At 72.4% G+C, this 16,797-nt stretch carries 16 protein-coding genes; 9 read left to right on the top strand and 7 right to left on the bottom strand.

The features are described from left to right. Positions 1-48: 48 nt before the first annotated feature. Genes AB5J51_RS20390 through paaA form a run of 5 tightly spaced genes read right to left on the bottom strand, consistent with a single transcriptional unit; the run spans position 49 to position 3,762 of the window. Entirely contained in the window at positions 49-1,176 is a 1,128-nt protein-coding gene (locus AB5J51_RS20390) for a 2Fe-2S iron-sulfur cluster-binding protein (protein ID WP_053787042.1), read from the bottom strand. Further along, positions 1,177-1,722, bottom strand: a complete 546-nt coding sequence (gene paaD / locus AB5J51_RS20385) for a 1,2-phenylacetyl-CoA epoxidase subunit PaaD (RefSeq protein WP_369778243.1) — start codon at positions 1,720-1,722, stop codon at positions 1,177-1,179. It lies immediately after the preceding gene. Beyond that, positions 1,716-2,456 carry a 1,2-phenylacetyl-CoA epoxidase subunit PaaC gene (gene paaC / locus AB5J51_RS20380; RefSeq protein ID WP_053787043.1) on the bottom strand — a complete coding sequence of 247 codons (741 nt, stop codon included), beginning with the start codon at positions 2,454-2,456 and terminating at the stop codon, positions 1,716-1,718. Before paaC ends, paaD begins: the two co-directional genes overlap by 7 nt. Then, positions 2,453-2,737, bottom strand: coding sequence for a 1,2-phenylacetyl-CoA epoxidase subunit PaaB (gene paaB, locus AB5J51_RS20375; protein ID WP_030292728.1), 285 nt, complete (start codon positions 2,735-2,737; stop codon positions 2,453-2,455). Before paaB ends, paaC begins: the two co-directional genes overlap by 4 nt. After that, positions 2,734-3,762 carry a 1,2-phenylacetyl-CoA epoxidase subunit PaaA gene (gene paaA / locus AB5J51_RS20370; RefSeq protein WP_053787044.1) on the bottom strand — a complete coding sequence of 343 codons (1,029 nt, stop codon included), beginning with the start codon at positions 3,760-3,762 and terminating at the stop codon, positions 2,734-2,736. Before paaA ends, paaB begins: the two co-directional genes overlap by 4 nt. Before the next feature lie 135 nt (positions 3,763-3,897). Here paaA and AB5J51_RS20365 point away from each other — a divergent pair, with 135 nt between their 5' ends. The 3 genes from AB5J51_RS20365 (at position 3,898) to AB5J51_RS20355 (ending at position 6,702) form a co-directional block, all read left to right on the top strand. Then, a complete protein-coding gene (locus AB5J51_RS20365) occupies positions 3,898-4,680 on the top strand; it encodes a DUF5819 family protein (protein WP_369778242.1) in 783 nt (260 codons plus the stop codon). Next, on the top strand, positions 4,668-5,852 hold the full coding sequence (locus tag AB5J51_RS20360; protein WP_369778241.1) for an HTTM domain-containing protein: 1,185 nt from the start codon (positions 4,668-4,670) through the stop codon (positions 5,850-5,852). Before AB5J51_RS20365 ends, AB5J51_RS20360 begins: the two co-directional genes overlap by 13 nt. A gap of 85 nt (positions 5,853-5,937) precedes the next feature. Next, the gene (locus AB5J51_RS20355) at positions 5,938-6,702 is read left to right on the top strand and encodes an RNA methyltransferase (RefSeq protein WP_053787116.1); all 765 of its coding nucleotides are present in this window, start codon (positions 5,938-5,940) and stop codon (positions 6,700-6,702) included. On the opposite strand, the gene paaN is transcribed toward AB5J51_RS20355, so the two are convergent. Beyond that, positions 6,699-8,381, bottom strand: a complete 1,683-nt coding sequence (gene paaN / locus AB5J51_RS20350) for a phenylacetic acid degradation protein PaaN (protein WP_053787046.1) — start codon at positions 8,379-8,381, stop codon at positions 6,699-6,701. The two genes, AB5J51_RS20355 and paaN, sit on opposite strands and share 4 nt — an antisense overlap. Positions 8,382-8,548: 167 nt before the next feature. Between paaN and AB5J51_RS20345 the strand changes: the two genes are divergently transcribed. The 3 genes from AB5J51_RS20345 (at position 8,549) to AB5J51_RS20335 (ending at position 12,450) form a co-directional block, all read left to right on the top strand. Next, complete coding sequence (locus tag AB5J51_RS20345; RefSeq protein ID WP_369778240.1) at positions 8,549-10,048, top strand: 3-hydroxyacyl-CoA dehydrogenase; 1,500 nt, start codon at positions 8,549-8,551, stop codon at positions 10,046-10,048. Beyond that, positions 10,045-10,638: a TetR/AcrR family transcriptional regulator gene (locus tag AB5J51_RS20340; RefSeq protein ID WP_053787048.1), complete on the top strand. Its 594-nt coding sequence runs from the start codon at positions 10,045-10,047 to the stop codon at positions 10,636-10,638. The genes AB5J51_RS20345 and AB5J51_RS20340 overlap by 4 nt, the downstream gene beginning before the upstream one ends. A gap of 183 nt (positions 10,639-10,821) precedes the next feature. After that, positions 10,822-12,450, top strand: a complete 1,629-nt coding sequence (locus AB5J51_RS20335; RefSeq protein ID WP_136226043.1) for a PKD domain-containing protein — start codon at positions 10,822-10,824, stop codon at positions 12,448-12,450. 100 nt (positions 12,451-12,550) lie between these two features. Here AB5J51_RS20335 and AB5J51_RS20330 read toward each other — a convergent pair whose 3' ends face one another. Next, complete coding sequence (locus tag AB5J51_RS20330) at positions 12,551-13,105, bottom strand: Lrp/AsnC family transcriptional regulator (RefSeq protein WP_078613080.1); 555 nt, start codon at positions 13,103-13,105, stop codon at positions 12,551-12,553. Positions 13,106-13,308: 203 nt separating this feature from the next. Here AB5J51_RS20330 and pdhA point away from each other — a divergent pair, with 203 nt between their 5' ends. The 3 genes from pdhA to AB5J51_RS20315 are packed head-to-tail and all read left to right on the top strand — an operon-like array spanning position 13,309 to position 16,747. Beyond that, positions 13,309-14,445 (top strand): pyruvate dehydrogenase (acetyl-transferring) E1 component subunit alpha, encoded by a 1,137-nt coding sequence (pdhA, locus tag AB5J51_RS20325; protein ID WP_053787117.1) that lies wholly within the window; start codon positions 13,309-13,311, stop codon positions 14,443-14,445. Next, positions 14,442-15,440 (top strand): alpha-ketoacid dehydrogenase subunit beta, encoded by a 999-nt coding sequence (locus tag AB5J51_RS20320; protein ID WP_053787049.1) that lies wholly within the window; start codon positions 14,442-14,444, stop codon positions 15,438-15,440. The genes pdhA and AB5J51_RS20320 overlap by 4 nt, the downstream gene beginning before the upstream one ends. Further along, the gene (locus tag AB5J51_RS20315) at positions 15,440-16,747 is read left to right on the top strand and encodes a dihydrolipoamide acetyltransferase family protein (protein ID WP_369778239.1); all 1,308 of its coding nucleotides are present in this window, start codon (positions 15,440-15,442) and stop codon (positions 16,745-16,747) included. Before AB5J51_RS20320 ends, AB5J51_RS20315 begins: the two co-directional genes overlap by 1 nt. The last annotated feature ends 50 nt before the right edge of the window (positions 16,748-16,797 follow it).

The raw sequence follows: 16,797 nt of genomic DNA, 5'->3' as shown, positions 1-16,797 counted from the left end.
AAGATAGAGCACGCGGTGGAAAATGCACAGTGAAGGAAACGGCCGGTCTCAGCGGTCGAAGTCGATCTCCACTTCCTCGGTCACCGCGTGCGACTGGCAGGCCAGCACGAACCCGGCCTCCGTCTCCTCCGCCTCCAGCGCGAAGTTCCGGTCCATCCGGACCTCGCCCGTGACCAGGAACGCCCGGCACGTGCCGCAGACCCCGCCCTTGCAGGCGTACGGGGCGTCCGCGCGGTTGCGCAGCACGGCGTCGAGCAGGGACTCCCCGTCGCGGACCGGCCAGGTCCCGGAACGTCCGTCGAGGCGGGCCGTGACCCGTACGTGGGCCGGAACCGCGGCCGGGGCCGGCGGAGCCGTGTCCTCGACGTGGAAGATCTCCTCGTGGATCCGGGTCCGGAGGACGCCGAGCGTGCCCAGCGCCCGCTCCGCGCCCACGACCAGCCCGTACGGGCCGCACAGGAACCAGCCCGTCACGTCCCCGACCGGCAGCAGCGCGGGCAGCAGGGCCTTCAGCCGCTCCTCGTCGAGGCGGCCGGACGGCAGCCCGGCCTCCTGCTCCTCCCGGGACAGGACCGTCACCAGCTGGAAGCGGTCCGGGAAGCGGTCCTTGAGGTCGGCGACCTCGTCCAGGAACATCGTCGACGCCGCCGTACGGTCGCTGCGGACCAGGCAGAACCGGGCGTCGGGCCGCGCCGCCAGCAGCGAGGCGGCGATCGACAGCACCGGGGTGATCCCGCTGCCGCCGACGATCGCCGCGTAGTGCCCGGCGGCGGGCGCGGCGGCCGGCTCCAGGACGAACCGCCCGGCCGGGACCATCACGTCCAGGACGTCGCCGGCGGCGATCTCCTTGTGCGCGAAGGTGGAGAACTCGCCGCCCTCCACCAGCCGCACGCCCACCCGCAGCGATGCCGGGCCGGGACCCGCGGGGGCCGGGGCGGGCGAGCAGATCGAGTATGTACGGCGGATCTCTACGCCCTCGGGGGTGCTGCGGCGCAGCGTGAGGTGCTGGCCGGGGGCGTGCAGGTACTCGCCGCGCAGCTCCTCGGGGACGCGCAGGGTCAGCGCCACGGAGTCGTCGGTGAGCCGGTCGACGGCCGCCACCGTCAGCGGGTGGAAGGCGCCGTGGCGCGCGGGGCGCCCGGAGCCCGACGTGGGCGACGGCGTGGACGCGGCCATCTACAGCTCCTTGAAGTGGTCGAACGGTTCACGGCAGGCGGTGCAGCGGCGCAGCGCCTTGCATGCGGTGGAGGAGAACCGGCTGAGCAGTTCGGTGTCGGTCGATCCGCAGTTCGGGCAGCGGACCGAGAGGGCGACCGGGACCGGCCCGCCGGCCGCGTGCGGCCGCGGCGGGGCGATGCCGAACTCGGCGAGCTTGCGCCGGCCCTCGGCGCTGATGTCGTCGGTCGACCAGGCAGGGGCCAGGACGGTGCGCACCTGCACGTCCGCGATGCCGTGGCCGGTCAGGACCCGCTCGATGTCGGCGGACATGGCCTCGATGGCGGGGCAGCCGGTGTAGGTCGGGGTGAGGGTGACCTCGACGTGGCCGTCCTCGTGCATCCGCACGCCGCGCATCACGCCCAGCTCGGCGAGCGTGAGGACGGGCAGCTCGGGGTCGGGCACGGAGCCGGCGAGCTCGGCCAGCTCCGCCTCCAGGCGGGTCATGGCCTCGGGGGCCTCGGGCCCGCCCGTGGGGGCCGGGGCGCGGGGCGTGTCCGTCACCATGACGCCCCCGGATGGCTGCGGTGCAGGTGCTGCATCTCGGCGAGCAGCCTGCCGAAGGACTCTGTGTGCAGTCCCTGGCGGCCCGCCCCGGCGGCCCAGGCGCCGGTGCGCGGACCTTCGGGGAGCGCGAGTCCGGCCCGCTCGAGCACGCCGCCCACGGCGGCCAGCCAGCGGCCTTCCAGGGCGGCCCAGTCCACGCCGTCGATGCCGTCCACCGGCTGGAACATCTCGCCGGTGAACTTCCACAGCGCGTCCAGGGCGGCCTGCATGCGGGCGTTGCTCTCCTGCGTGCCGTCGCCGAGCCGCAGGGTCCACTGCTCGGCGTGGTCGCGGTGGTACGCGGTCTCCTTGACGGCCTTGGCGGCCAGAGGAGCGAACGGACCGTCACCGACGGCCAGTTCCGCGTACAGCTCGTGCTGGTGGAAGGAGAAGAACAGCTGGCGCGCGATGGTGTGGGCGAAGTCCCCGTTCGGCTGCTCGACCAGCTGGAGGTTGCGGAAGGACCGCTCCTCGCGCAGGAAGGCCAGCTCGTCCTCGTCGCCGGCCATGGACAGCAGGACGCGGGCCTGGCCGAGCAGGTCGAGCGCGATGTTCGCGAGGGCGACCTCCTCCTCCAGGACGGGGGCGTGACCCGCCCACTCGCCGAGGCGGTGGGAGAGGATCAGGGCGTCGTCCCCCAGCGCGAGGGCTGCGGACCGAACGAGATCGGGCTGAACGGCATCGGTGCTGGTCACAGGTGGTGCACCCCCTCGGGGATCTCGTAGAAGGTGGGGTGCCGGTACGGCTTGTCGGCCGACGGGGCGAAGAACGGGTCCCGCTCGTCCGGCGAGGACGCGGTGATCTCGGTGGAGGGCACCACCCAGATCGAGATGCCCTCGCCGCGCCGCGTGTAGAGGTCGCGGGCATTGCGCAGGGCCATCTCCGCGTCGGGCGCGTGCAGACTGCCCGCGTGCGTGTGCGAGAGGCCGCGGCGCGAGCGCACGAACACCTCCCACAGTGGCCAGTTCTGCGTCATACCCCTGCCTCCTCGTTCGTTGCCGTGCTCTGTACTGCGGTGTGCTCGGTCCGGGCGGTGTGCTTCTCCGCGTACGCCGCGGCCGCCTCGCGGACCCAGGCGCCTTCCTCGTGGGCCCGGCGTCGCTGGCCGATCCGCTGCTCGTTGCACGGGCCGTTGCCCTTGAGCACGTCCCAGAACTCGGCCCAGTCGATCGCGCCGAAGTCGTGGTGGCCGCGCTCCTCGTTCCACTTCAGGTCCGGGTCGGGCAGGGTCAGGCCCAACGCCTCGGCCTGCGGAACGGCGATGTCCACGAAGCGCTGGCGCAGCTCGTCGTTGGAGTGCCGCTTGATCCGCCACGCCATGGACTGCGCGGAGTGCGCCGACTCGTCGTCCGGAGGGCCGAACATCATCAGCGAGGGCCACCACCACCGGTCCACGGCGTCCTGCGCCATGGCGTGCTGCGCCTCCGTGCCCTTGGAGAGGGCCATGAGGAGCTCGAAGCCCTGGCGCTGGTGGAAGGACTCCTCCTTGCAGATCCGGACCATCGCGCGGGCGTACGGCCCGTACGAGCAGCGGCAGATCGGCACCTGGTTGGTGATCGCCGCGCCGTCCACGAGCCAGCCGATCGCGCCGACATCGGCCCAGGTCAGGGTGGGGTAGTTGAAGATCGAGGAGTACTTCTGCTTGCCGGAGTGCAGCTTGTCGAGCAGCTCGTCGCGGCTCGTGCCGAGGGTTTCGGCGGCGCTGTACAGGTAGAGGCCGTGCCCGGCCTCGTCCTGGACCTTGGCCATCAGGATCGCCTTGCGGCGCAGCGAGGGCGCGCGGGTGATCCAGTTGGCCTCGGGCTGCATGCCGATGATCTCGGAGTGGGCGTGCTGGGCCATCTGGCGGACGAGCGAGGCGCGGTACGCCTCGGGCATCCAGTCGCGCGGCTCGACGCGCTCGTCGGCCGCCACGGCGGCGTCGAAGGCCGCCGCGAGCTGTGCCCCGAGGTCAGCCCCGAGGCCTGAGTCCTGCCCCGTTTCCGGGGTCACTGCCACCATCCCGGCCCCCTGCCAGAGATTGTTGACCGCCCGACCGACCGATCGTTCGGTTCGTACTCTTCAATGGTGGGTCGGCGGCCCGTAGGGTGTCAACCTCTGAGGTCAACCCTGTGGACGCCGGACGATCGGGGCGGGATGGATTCGAACGAGCGCGAGCCCGCGGAAGAGGCTGTTCCGCCGGTCGATCCGCCGGTCGATCATCCGGCTGTTCCGTCGGCGCGCCCGCCCGTGGATCCGCCGGTCGATCCGCCGGTCGAACCGGCGGCCGAACCGCGTCCGGAGGGCCCGGTGGCGCCGCGGGCGCCCGGGATCGCCGGCCTGTCCACCCCGTACCGGGTCGTCACGGCCCTGGCGCTGGCGGCCGTGGGCCTCGCCGCCTGCGGGCACCTGGCGCTCGTCTTCCTGCACGTCGCCCCGTCCAACACGGTGAGCAAGCAGCACGCGCAGACGGTCGACGACTGGATCTACCCCGAGTTCGAGCAGAACTGGAAGCTCTTCGCCCCCAACCCGCTCCAGCAGAACATCGCGGTGGAGGTACGGGCCGAGGTCCGCCCCGGCCTCGGCGGCGAGCTGGTCTCCGTCGGCTGGCGCGACCTGTCGGCCGAGGACGGCGCAGCCATCCGGCACAGCCTGCTGCCGAGCCACACCCGGCAGAACGAGCTGCGCCGGGCCTGGGACTTCTTCACCGGCTCGCACGACGAGGACAACAAGCCGATCGGCGAACGCGGGGAGCTGTCCGAGCAGTACCTGCGCCGGATCGCACTGAGCCGGCTCGCGGACGACGGGACCGGCCTGCGGGGCGAGATCGTACGGATCCAGCTGCGCTCGGCGACGCGGGCGGTGGCGGCGCCGCCGTGGAGCGACGAGAAGACCGACACCGAGACCTACTACCGGGAGCTGCCGTGGTGGACGGTGTGAGGCGGGCGCGCGCCGCCGCCGGCCGCGCGGTCGCGCAGGTCACCGGAAGGGCGCTGGGCCCGTACCAGAGCGCCGTCGTCCGCATCGGTTTCTCCGCGACCTGGCTGTTCTTCCTGCTGAGGGAGTTCCCGAACCGGCACGAGCTGTACGGGCCGGACGGGCCCTGGAGCTTCGGGCTGGCGGAGCGGCTGGTCGACTCGAACCACGCCTTCACGGTGCTGATGTGGTCGGACTCGGCGCTGTGGTTCGAGACCGTGTACGCGGTGTCGGTGCTGTCGAGCGTGCTGCTGATGCTGGGCTGGCGGACGCGGGCGATGTCCGTGGTGTTCATGGTCGGGGTGCTGTCGCTGCAGAACCGCAGCGTGTTCATGGGCGACGGCGGGGACAACGTCATCCACCTGATGGCGATGTACCTGGTGCTGACGCGGTGCGCGCAGGTGTGGTCGCTGGACGCGCGGCGCGCGCGGCGGCGGGGGTCGGCCTCGGCGGGGGTGGCCGGGCCGGTGCTGTGGGGTGTGCTCGGCGCGGTGTTCGCGTACGGGGCGGTGGCCGCGCGGTTCAGCTACGGCTGGCTGGCGGCCTTCGCGGCGTTGTGGGTGGTCTGCGCGGTGTGGTGGATGGTGGACCGGTACGAGCCGCAGGGCGAGGGGCGGGCGGTCCTCGACGTCCTGGCGAACCTGGTGCACAACGCGGGGCTGCTGGTGATCATGGCGGAGGTCTGCCTGATCTACGCGACGGCCGGCTGGTACAAGATCCAGGGGTCGCGGTGGCAGGACGGGACCGCGCTGTACTACCCGCTCGGGCTGGACTACTTCACACCGTGGCCGGGGCTGTCGTCGGTGGTGGCCGGGAGCGGGACGCTCGTGATGCTGCTGTCGTACGGGACGGTGGCGGTGCAGGTCGCGTTTCCGTTCACGGTGTTCAACCGGCGGATCAAGAACGTGCTGCTGGGCGTGATGATGCTCGAGCACGCCGGGATCGCGGTGCTGTTGGGGTTGCCGTTCTTTTCTCTGGCGATGATCGCCGCCGATGCGGTGTTTCTGCCGACGGGGTTCTTGGTCTGGCTCGGGGTGAGGGCCTCCGGCCTGGTGGCGGCGGCGGGGGCTGCGGCGGTTCCGGCGGGGGCCGGGGCGGCCGTCGCGCCGGCGGAGCCGAGTCCCGGCCTGCGCTGAGCGGTCGGCGCGTGCGGCGCCGTTGCGGGGGCGAAAGGCGGGTAGGGGACGGAGCTCCCAGGCCATGGCCCGTACGCTCGGCGGTATGACTGAGCAGCACGGAAGCCCGGACCAGACCGCACGGCAGTGGCGGGAGGCCGCCGAGCGGGGGGACCTCGTACTCCTCGACGGGTTTCATGCGCTGAAGCACGCCCTGCGGTTCGGGGCCGATGTGCGGGCCGTCGTCGCCGACGATCCGGATGCCGTACGGGCGCTCGCCGGCGAGCTGGCTGCGGATGTGGCGGGCGAGGTCGGGCGGCTGGTGCGCAGGGCCGAGCTGCGCACGCTGCTGCCGCGCGTCCATCCCACCGGGGTCGCGGCGCTGGCGGTGCGGCCCGACCCGGCCGAAGGGCGGGCCCGGCTGGAGCGGCAGCCCCGGACCGCGCCCGTCGTCGTGCTCGACAATCCCCGCAACCTCGGCAACGTCGGCGCCGTGGTCCGGCTCGCCGCAGGCTTCGGCGCCACCGGCGTGGTGACCCGCGGCGACCTCGACCCCTGGCACCCGAACGTGGTCCGGGCCGGGGCCGGGCTGCACTACGCCACCACCGTCGACCGGGTCGAGATCGACACCCTGCCCGCCGGGCCGCTGTACGCGCTCGACCCGGAGGGTGAGGACATCCGTGCCCTCACCCTCCCGGACGACGCCCTGCTCGCCTTCGGCTCGGAGCGGCACGGCATCTCACCCGAGCTGCGTGACCGCGCCGACCACCTGGTCTCCCTGCCGATGCGGCCGCAGGTGTCCAGCTACAACCTGGCCACCAGCGTGGCCATGACCCTCTTCCACTGGGGCGGGCCCCGCGACACCCCCTAGGCCTGGCGGCGGATCTCCACCATGCGGAAGCGGTTCGAGACGAAGGCCCCGTCGCACAGGGCCGCGTTCGCCGCCGGGTTGCCGCCCGAGCCGTGGAAGTCCGAGAAGGCCGCGGTCTGGTTGACGTAGACCCCGCCCGTCAGGTTCAGCGACAGCTGCGCCGACTCCTCGAGGCAGACCTCCTCGATGGCCCGCTCGGTGTCCGCGGACGTCGTGTACGCGCCGACGGTCATCGCGCCCTTCTCCCGCACCGTGCGCCGCAGGAGGTCCAGGGCGTCCGCCGTGGAGTCCACGGCGACCGCGAAGGAGACCGGGCCGAAGCACTCCGAGAGGTACGGGGCCGAGTCGTCCGGCTTGGCCGCGTCCAGCTTGACCATCACCGGCGTGCGGACGACGGCGTCCGGGAACTCGGGGTTGACCACCTCGCGCGAGGCCAGTGCCACCTCGCCGAGGCCGGTCGCGGCCTCGAGGCGGGCCTTGACGTCCGGGTTGACCAGGGCGCCGAGCAGCGCGTTGGCCCGGGCGTCGTCGCCCAGCAGGCCGCCGACCGAGGCCGCGAGGTCGGCGACGACCTCGTCGTACGACTTGTGGCCGGCGTCCGTCTCGATGCCGTCCCGCGGGATCAGCAGGTTCTGCGGGGTGGTGCACATCTGGCCGCTGTAGAGCGAAAGGGAGAACGCCAGGTTGGACAGCATCCCCTTGTAGTTGCTCGTCGAGTCGACCACGACCGTGTTGACGCCGGCCTTCTCCGTGTAGACCTGCGCCTGGCGGGCGTTGGTCTCCAGCCAGTCGCCGAACTCGGTCGAGCCGGTGTAGTCGATCAGCTTGATCTCGGGGCGGACGGCCAGGGTCTTGGCGATGCCTTCGCCCGGGCGCTCGACGGCCAGCGCCACCAGGTTCGGGTCGAAGCCCGCCTCGGCGAGGACCTCGCGGGCCACCTTCACGGTCAGCGCCAGCGGGAGCACGGCACGCGGGTGCGGCTTGACCAGCACCGCGTTGCCCGTGGCCAGGGAGGCGAACAGGCCCGGGTAGCCGTTCCACGTCGGGAACGTGTTGCAGCCGATCATCAGGGAGATGCCGCGCGGGACGGCCGTGAAGGTCTTGCCGAGCTCCAGCGGGTCCTTCTTGCCCTGCGGCTTCGACCAGTCGGCCTGGCCCGGGACGCGGGTCTGCTCCTCGTACGCGTAGGCCACCGCCTCCAGGCCGCGGTCCTGTGCGTGCGGGCCGCCCGCCTGGAACGCCATCATGAAGGCCTGGCCGCTGGTGTGCATGACCGCGTGCGCGAACTCGTGCGTGCGCGCGCCGATCCGGGCCAGGATCTCGATGCAGACCAGGGCGCGCACCTCGGGACCGGCGTCCCGCCAGGCGCCCATGCCGGCCTTCATCGCGGGCAGCAGCACGTCGGGGTCGACGTGCGGGTACTCGACGCCCAGCTCGGGGCCGAACGGGGACACCTCGGCGCCCGCCCAGCCGTCCGTGCCGGGCTGGCCCAGGTCGAAGCGGGTGCCGCGGACGGCCTCGAAGGCGGCCAGCCCGTCGGCCGGTGCGGTCTCCCCGTAGGCCTTGGGGTGCTCCGGATGCGGGGACCAGTAGGCGCGGCTGCGGATGGCCGCCAGGGCCTGGTCCAGGGTGGACCGGTGCTTGTCGGACAGCTGGGGGACGGTGAGCTCGGCGGCCATCAGGGACCAACTCCTCGTTGAGCCGGGCAAGATCAGGCTGGGTCGCAGACTGAGATCAGGCAGGGGCGGGTGAAGAAGAGCAGACTGGAGTTAGAGTAACCGAACGATCGGTCGGGACAAGAGGGCCCGGCAGGCCTGTGGATAACCCGGTGCGGGAGGATCAGGACATGACAGCAATCGAGCGGTCCCGCACTGTGGCGGTCGTCGGCGCCGGCACCATGGGGCAGGGCATCGCCCAGGTCGCCCTTCTCGCAGGTCACCGGGTGCTGATCTACGACATCAACGCCGAGCTCGCCGCCGGCGGCGTCGGCATCGTCCAGGACCGCGTCGACCGCATGGCCGCGAAGGGCCGCCTCGACCCCGCCGAGGCCGAGGACGCGATCGGCCGGATCGATGCGGCCACCGCCCTCACCGACCTCGCCGGCGCCGCGCTCGTCATCGAGGCCGTCGTCGAGGACACCGCCGTCAAGCGCGCGCTCTTCGAAGCACTCGAAGAGGTGGTCGCGCCGGACGCGCTGCTGGCCACGAACACCTCCTCCCTCTCCGTCACCGAGCTCGCCGCCGGCCTCGCGCACCCCGGCCGCTTCCTCGGCCTGCACTTCTTCAACCCGGCCCCGCTGCTCCCGCTCGTCGAGGTGGTCAGCGGTTTCGCGACCGACCCGGCCGCCGCCGAGCGCGCGTACCGCACCGTCCTGGGCTGGGGGAAGACGCCGGTCCGCTGCGCCGACACCCCCGGCTTCATCGTCAACCGGATCGCCCGCCCCTTCTACGCCGAGGCCTTCGCGGTGTACGAGGAGCAGGGCGCCGACCCGGCGACCATCGACGCCGTGCTCCGCGAGTGCGGCGGCTTCAAGATGGGCCCGTTCCAGCTGACCGACCTCATCGGACAGGACGTCAACGAGGCCGTCACCCGCTCCGTCTGGGAGTCCTTCTTCCGGAGCCCCAAGTTCACCCCGTCCCTCGCGCAGCGCCGGCTGGTCCAGTCGGGCCGCCTGGGCCGCAAGTCCGGGCACGGCTGGTTCCCGTACGGCCCGGACGCCCAGGCTCCGGCCCCGCACACCGCCGGTCCCGAGGAGGCTCCCGAGAAGGTCACCGTGGTCGGCGACCTCGGTCCCGCCGCCGGGCTCGTCGAGCTGCTGGAAGAGGCCGGGATCGCGGTCACGTCCACCGAGCACGGGGGCCCGTACATCCAGCTGCCCGGCGAGGGCCAGCTGGTGCTCGCGGACGGCAAGACCTCGATCGAGTTCGCCGACGTCGTCTACTTCGACCTCGCCCTCGACTACCGCGGCGCCACCCGGATCGCGCTGTCCGCCGGCGCGGACACCACCGAGCGGACCCTGGCCGAGGCGGTCGGCCTGTTCCAGAAGCTCGGCAAGAAGGTCTCCGTCATCGGCGACGTGCCCGGCATGATCGTGGCGCGCACGGTCGCGATGCTGATCGACCTGACCGCCGACGCCGTCGCGCGCGGCGCGGCCACCGCCGAGGACATCGACACGGCGATGCGGCTCGGCGTGAACTACCCGCTGGGCCCGTCCGAGTGGCACGGCCGGCTGGGCCGCGACTGGGCGTACGACCTGCTGCACCACCTCGACGAGCGCTGTCCCGGAGGCCGCTACGCGCCCTCGCTGGCGCTGTTCAAGCTCGGCTACGCGGAGGATGCCGAATGACCACCGCCAGGCGGGACACGTACACCCCCGAGACCCTCCTGTCGGTCGCCGTCCAGGTCTTCAACGAGCGGGGCTACGACGGCACCTCCATGGAGCACCTCTCCAAGGCGGCGGGCATCTCGAAGTCCTCGATCTACCACCACGTGGCGGGCAAGGAGGAGCTCCTGCGCCGGGCCGTCAGCCGCGCGCTCGACGGGCTCTTCGCCGTCCTGGAGGAGCCGGGTGCCGTACGCGGCCGGGCGGTCGAGCGGGTGGAGTACGTCACACGGCGCACGGTCGAGGTCCTGGTCGCCGAACTCCCGTACGTGACGCTGCTGCTGCGGGTGCGGGGCAACACCCGGACCGAGCGCTGGGCCCTGGAGCGCCGCCGTGAGTTCGACCACCAGGTCGCGGAGCTCCTCAAGGCCGCCGCGGCCGACGGGGACCTGCGCGCGGACGTGGACATCCGGCTGGCGACCCGCCTGCTGTTCGGCATGGTGAACTCCCTGGTGGAGTGGTACCGGCCGCACCCCGGCACCACCGCGGACCAATTGGCCGACGCGGTCGTCCACATGGCGCTGGACGGACTGCGGACCGTACGCGGTCGGTGACCGGCCATGATCCGTTCGATCTGGCCGCAAATTCCAGCTGCATCGCCGCGCGGGGTCTGTACGATGATCAGGCTTTCGAACATGTTCAAGCAGTAATAGAAAATGGGGGGGCCGGTGCGCAGTCGCCGTCTCGTAGTTTCCGCTGCCGTCGTCGTGGCGGCCAGCGTTGGTTTCATCCCGGGCATGGCCCAGGCGGCCGGTCCGGCCGCGGGTCCGTCCGCACCGGTGGCCAAGGGGGTGTCCGCTCCCGGAGCGGACCTGGGCAAGCTCGGTGCATCCGAAGTCAAGAAGTTCCACAGCCCCGCGGAGCACTCCGTCCGCAAGGCCCTGCCCGCGGCCAAGGGCAAGGCCGGCGCGACCGTCACCGCCCAGGGCGCGGAGACCGCCGCCGCCGGCAACCCGGACCTGGGCCTCGTCCTCGACGCGCAGAGCACGTCCGCGCACGGCATCGAACTGCGGGCCCAGGTCCTCAGCTCCCCGGGCGCCACGCTCCGCGTCACCTACAGCTGGGGCGACGGCACGACCGACGGCGTCGACGCCTTCCCCGGCCAGGAAGTGTCGCTCAAGCACAGCTACGCCGAGCTCGGCGAGTACAACGTCAAGGTCACCGTCACGGACTCCGTGAACCAGGCCGAGGTCGTCAACGAGCTCCCGCTGTCGACGGTCGGCTCGGACTTCACCCCGTACGCCCCGACCCGTCTCCTGGACACCCGGACCGGCACCGGAGCCCCGAAGGGCATGGTCCAGGCGTACTCCTCGGCCAAGGTGAAGATCGCCGGCAACGGCAAGATCCCGGCGGGCGTCACGGCCGTGGCCCTGAACGTCACCGTCACCAACGCCGCCAACCCCGGGCACGTCACGGCCTTCCCGGGCGGCGGCACGCGTCCGACCACCTCGAACCTCAACTTCGAGGCCGGCCAGACCGTCCCGAACCTGGTGGTCGTGCCGGTCGGCAAGGACGGCACCGTCGAGCTGTACAACGGCAGCTGGACGGCGGTCGACCTGATCGCCGACATCACCGGCTACTTCACCCGCACCGCGGCCAGCGGCTACACGCCGATGGCCCCGGTCCGCGCCGTGGACACCCGCTCCGGCCAGGGTGCGCCCCAGGGACAGGTCGCGGGCCGCGGCACGATCGGCGTGCAGCTCGGCGGCTGGTACGTGCCCTCCAACGCCACCGCCGTGGCGCTGAACGTGACCGCCACCGGCCCGCGCGAGGACGGCCACCTGACGGCCTACCCGAGCGGCCAGCAGGCCCCGAACACCTCGAACGTGAACTTCAGGGCCGGGCAGACCGTCGCCAACTCGGTGGTCGTCCCGGTCGGTCCCGACGGGAAGGTCAACGTCTTCAACGGCGCCTGGGCGGGGACCGACGTCATCGTCGACGTCGTCGGCTACTACAGCCCCGACAGCGCGGGTGCCTTCATGCCGGTCACCCCGGGCCGCATGCTCGACACCCGCGCTTGGGGCCAGGGGCCGATGTACCCCCGCGGCTACATCTGGATGCCCATCTCCCACGGCGAGCAGGGCATCGCGGGCTACGTCCTGAACACCACGGTGACCAACACCAAGGACGCGGGCTTCCTCTCGGTCGCCCCGGACACGAACACGCCGGACCAGTACGACAGCGGCACCGAGTCTCAGCTGACGCGTCCCACCGCGTCCACGCTGAACTGGACGGCCGGCAAGACCGTCCCGAACCTGGTCCAGGCCAGCTCCGGCGGCGTCAACGGGGTCGTCGACTTCTGGAACCAGAGCTGGGACACGACCGACCTGATCGTCGACATCTTCGGCTACTACGAGACCAAGTGATCAACCCGTAGGCGCCTCGCACAGCGCCCCGGGAACGGCCCTCCAGGCCGTTCCCGGGGCGCTGTCGCGTTCCGCAGCCCCCTGCTTCTCAGGGGACCGCCTACTCCTCGGAGATCGCCGGTCCGCCGTTCGGGCCCGTGTCGAGGAGGTCGGTCTCCTCGAAGACCAGCAGCGTGCGCGTCGAGAGGACCTCCGGGATGGACTGGAGGCGGGTCAGCACCAGCTCGCGCAGGGTGCGGTTGTCCGGCGTGTGGACCAGGAGCAGGACGTCGAAATCGCCGCTGACCAGCGCGATGTGGGCGGCGCCCGGGAGCTCGCGCAGCTTCTCGCGGACCGTGCGCCAGGAGTTCTGGACGATCTTCAGGGTGATGTACGCGGACGCGCCCTGGCCTGCCCTTTCGTGGTTGACGCGGGCCGTGAACCCGCGGATCACCCCGTCGTCGATCAGCCGGTTGATCCGGGCGTAGGCGTTCGCGCGCGACACGTGGACCTGCTCGGCCACCGACCGTATGGACGCCCGGCCGTCCGCCTGGAGCAGGCGCATGATCGAACGGTCGATGGGATCCAGGGCGCGGGGCGGGGCCTGTGGGGCGGAAGGTGCACCACCCGGTGGGACCGGTGCGGAACCCGCTGCGGCCATTTGTTCATCCGGCATTGCCCACTGCCTCCCTCTCCTGGACGTCCTGCACCCATCCCAGGGCCCCGGCGCCACTTTGTCCACAGCCTGGAGCCGCCTGTAGCCAAATTGCGCCATCGACCGAACAATCGGTTGGTGAGGCGCCTCACATGCCCCCGGTCACCGCCGGGGGTGCCCCCAGGGGTGCCCAGACGACTTCCCACGAGGAGGTGTACGCCGCCATGACGGTCCAAGAGCTGCCCGGTGCCGGTGCGTCCTACCGATCCACCCCGCCGCCCGCCTGGAGGCCCCGTACGGATGCCGCCCCGCTGCTCCCGGACCCCGAGCCGTACCGGGTACTGGGCACGCCGGCCGCCGAGAAGCTCGACCCCGAGCTGATGCGGCGCTGCTACGCCGAGCTGGTGCGCGGCCGCCGCTACAACGCCCAGGCCACCGCCCTCACCCGGCAGGGCCGGCTCGCGGTGTACCCCTCCACGGTCGGCCAGGAGGCCTGCGAGATCGCGGCCGCGCTGGTCCTCGAGGAGCAGGACTGGCTCTTCCCGAGCTACCGCGACACCCTCGCGGCCGTGGCGCGCGGCCTCGACCCCGTCCAGGCGCTGACCCTGCTGCGCGGCGACTGGCACACGGGCTACGACCCGCGCGAGCACCGGATCGCCCCGCTGAGCACCCCGCTCGCCACCCAGCTGCCGCACGCGGTCGGCCTGGCGCACGCGGCCCGGCTGCGCGGCGACGACGTGGTCGCCCTCGCCCTGGTGGGCGACGGCGGCACCAGCGAGGGCGATTTCCACGAGGCGCTGAACTTCGCGGCCGTCTGGCAGGCCCCGGTGGTCTTCCTCGTCCAGAACAACGGCTTCGCCATATCCGTCCCCCTCGCCAAGCAGACCGCCGCCCCCACCCTGGCCCACAAGGCCGTCGGGTACGGGATGCCGGGCCGCCTCGTCGACGGCAACGACATCGCCGCCGTGCACGAGGTGCTGTCCGAGGCGGTCCGGCGGGCCCGGGCCGGCGGCGGACCGACGCTGATCGAGGCGATCACGTACCGCATCGAGGCCCACACGAACGCCGACGACGCCACCCGCTACCGCGGTGACGCCGAGGTCGAGGCATGGAAGGCGCACGACCCGGTGGAGCTGCTGGAGCGCGAGCTGACCGCGCGCGGGCTGCTGGACGCGGCGGGCATCCAGGAGGCCAAGGACGCCGCCGAGGCGATGGCCGCGACGCTGCGCGAGCGGATGAACGCCGAGCCCGTGCTCGACCCGATGGACCTGTTCGAAAACGTCTACGCGGAGCAGACCGGCCGGCTCCGCGAGCAGGCGGAGATGCTGCGCGCCGAGCTCGACGCGGAGGAGCAGTCGTGACCACGGTGGCCGTGAAGCCGGCGACGATGGCGCAGGCCCTGGGACGGGCCATGCGCGACGCCATGGCGGAGGACCCCACGGTCCACGTCATGGGCGAGGACGTCGGGACGCTGGGCGGGGTCTTCCGGATCACGGACGGCCTCGCGAAGGAGTTCGGCGAGGACCGCTGTACGGACACCCCGCTCGCGGAGGCCGGGATCCTGGGCGCCGCGGTGGGCATGGCCATGTACGGGCTGCGGCCGGTCGTGGAGATGCAGTTCGACGCGTTCGCCTACCCGGCGTTCGAGCAGCTCATCTCGCACGTGGCGAAGATGCGCAACCGCACGCGCGGCGCGATGCCGCTGCCGATCACCATCCGGGTGCCGTACGGCGGCGGGATCGGCGGGGTGGAGCACCACAGCGACTCCTCCGAGGCGTACTACGTGGCCACCCCCGGGCTGCACGTGGTGACCCCGGCGACCGTCGAGGACGCGTACGGGCTGCTGCGCGCGTCGATCGCGAGCGACGACCCGGTGGTCTTCCTGGAGCCGAAGCGGCTGTACTGGTCGAAGGCCCAGTGGAACCCCGAGACGCCGGCGGCCGTGCCGGGGATCGGGAAGGCACTCGTCCGGCGTACGGGCACGAGCGCCACGCTGATCACGTACGGCCCCTCGCTGCCGGTGTGCCTGGAGGCGGCCGAGGCGGCGCGCGAGGAGGGCTGGGACCTGGAGGTCGTGGACCTGCGCTCGCTCGTCCCGTTCGACGAGGACACGGTCGTGGCGTCCGTACGCCGCACCGGGCGCGCGGTGGTGGTCCACGAGGCCAACGGCTTCGCAGGACCGGGCGCGGAGCTCGTCGCCCGCATCCAGGAGAAGTGCTTCCACCACCTGGAGGCGCCGGTGCTGCGCGTGACGGGCTTCGACATCCCGTACCCGCCGCCGATGCTCGAGAAGCACCATCTGCCCGGTGTGGACCGGATCCTGGACACCGTGGCCCGCCTGCAGTGGGAGAACTGATGGCGCAGGTAATGGAGTTCAAGCTCCCCGATCTCGGGGAGGGACTGACCGAGGCCGAGATCGTCCGCTGGCTGGTGGCGGTGGGCGACGTCGTCGCCGTCGACCAGCCGGTGGTCGAGGTCGAGACGGCCAAGGCGATGGTGGAGGTGCCGTGCCCGTACGGCGGTGTGGTCACCGCCAGGTTCGGGGAGGAGGGCACGGAACTCCCCGTCGGAGCACCGCTGATCACGGTGGCGGTGGGTGCGGGCGCGGACGAGGCGGTGGAGCCCGAGGACTCCGGCTCGGGCAACGTCCTGGTCGGCTACGGGACGGACCACTCGCGTACGGCGCGTCGGAGGCGGGTGCGACCTGGCTCCGCAACGCCGGCTGTCGCCGCTGCTCCCGCACCCGCTCCCATCGCGCCCGCTGCCGCTCAGGCTCCTGCTCCCGTTTCGGCCGGGCCCGTCGCCGTGATCTCGCCGCTGGTGCGCAAGCTGGCGCGGGACCACGGGATCGACCTGCGCGCGCTGCACGGATCCGGGCCCGAGGGCCTGATCCTGCGTGCGGACGTCGAGGCGGCGCTCCGCGCGCCGGAGCCGGTGGCCGTTCCCGTTTCCGCCCCCGTGGCGGCCGCGGTGAGCGGTGAGCGGATTCCGCTGAAGGGCCTGCGGGGCGCGGTGGCCGAGAAGCTGTCGCGCAGCCGCCGGGAGATCCCGGACGCCACGTGCTGGGTCGACGCCGATGCGACCGAGCTGATGGCGGCGCGGGCCGCGATGAACGCCGTGGGCGGGCCGAAGATCTCGGTGCTCGCGCTGCTGGCCCGGATCTGCACGGCCGCGCTGGCGAAGTACCCGGAGCTCAACTCGACCGTGGACCTCGCGGCGAACGAGATCGTACGGCTGCCGTCCGTGCACCTGGGCTTCGCGGCGCAGACGGAGCGCGGGCTGGTGGTCCCGGTGGTCCGGGACGCGCAGGCGCGCGGCGCCGAGTCCCTGTCGGCGGAGTTCGCCCGCCTCACCGAGGTCGCCCGCGCCGGGAAGCTGGCGCCGGCGGATCTCACGGGCGGGACGTTCACCCTGAACAACTACGGGGTGTTCGGTGTGGACGGCTCCACGCCGATCATCAACCACCCGGAGGCGGCGATGCTCGGCGTCGGCCGGATCGTGGCGAAGCCGTGGGTCCACCAGGGCGAACTGGCGGTCCGCCAGGTCGTCCAGCTGTCGCTGACGTTCGACCACCGGGTGTGCGACGGCGGCACGGCGGGTGGGTTCCTGCGGTACGTCGCGGACTGCGTGGAGTCGCCTGCGGTGCTGCTGCGTTCGCTGTAACGGCATGGCCCGCCGGGCCCTCTCCCCGCCCGGGGAGAGGGCCCGGCGGC

The organism is Streptomyces sp. R33 (genome assembly GCF_041200175.1).
Taxonomy (GTDB): Bacteria; Actinomycetota; Actinomycetes; order Streptomycetales; family Streptomycetaceae; genus Streptomyces; species Streptomyces katrae_B.
This window is presented reverse-complemented; position numbering and strand designations above follow the sequence as displayed.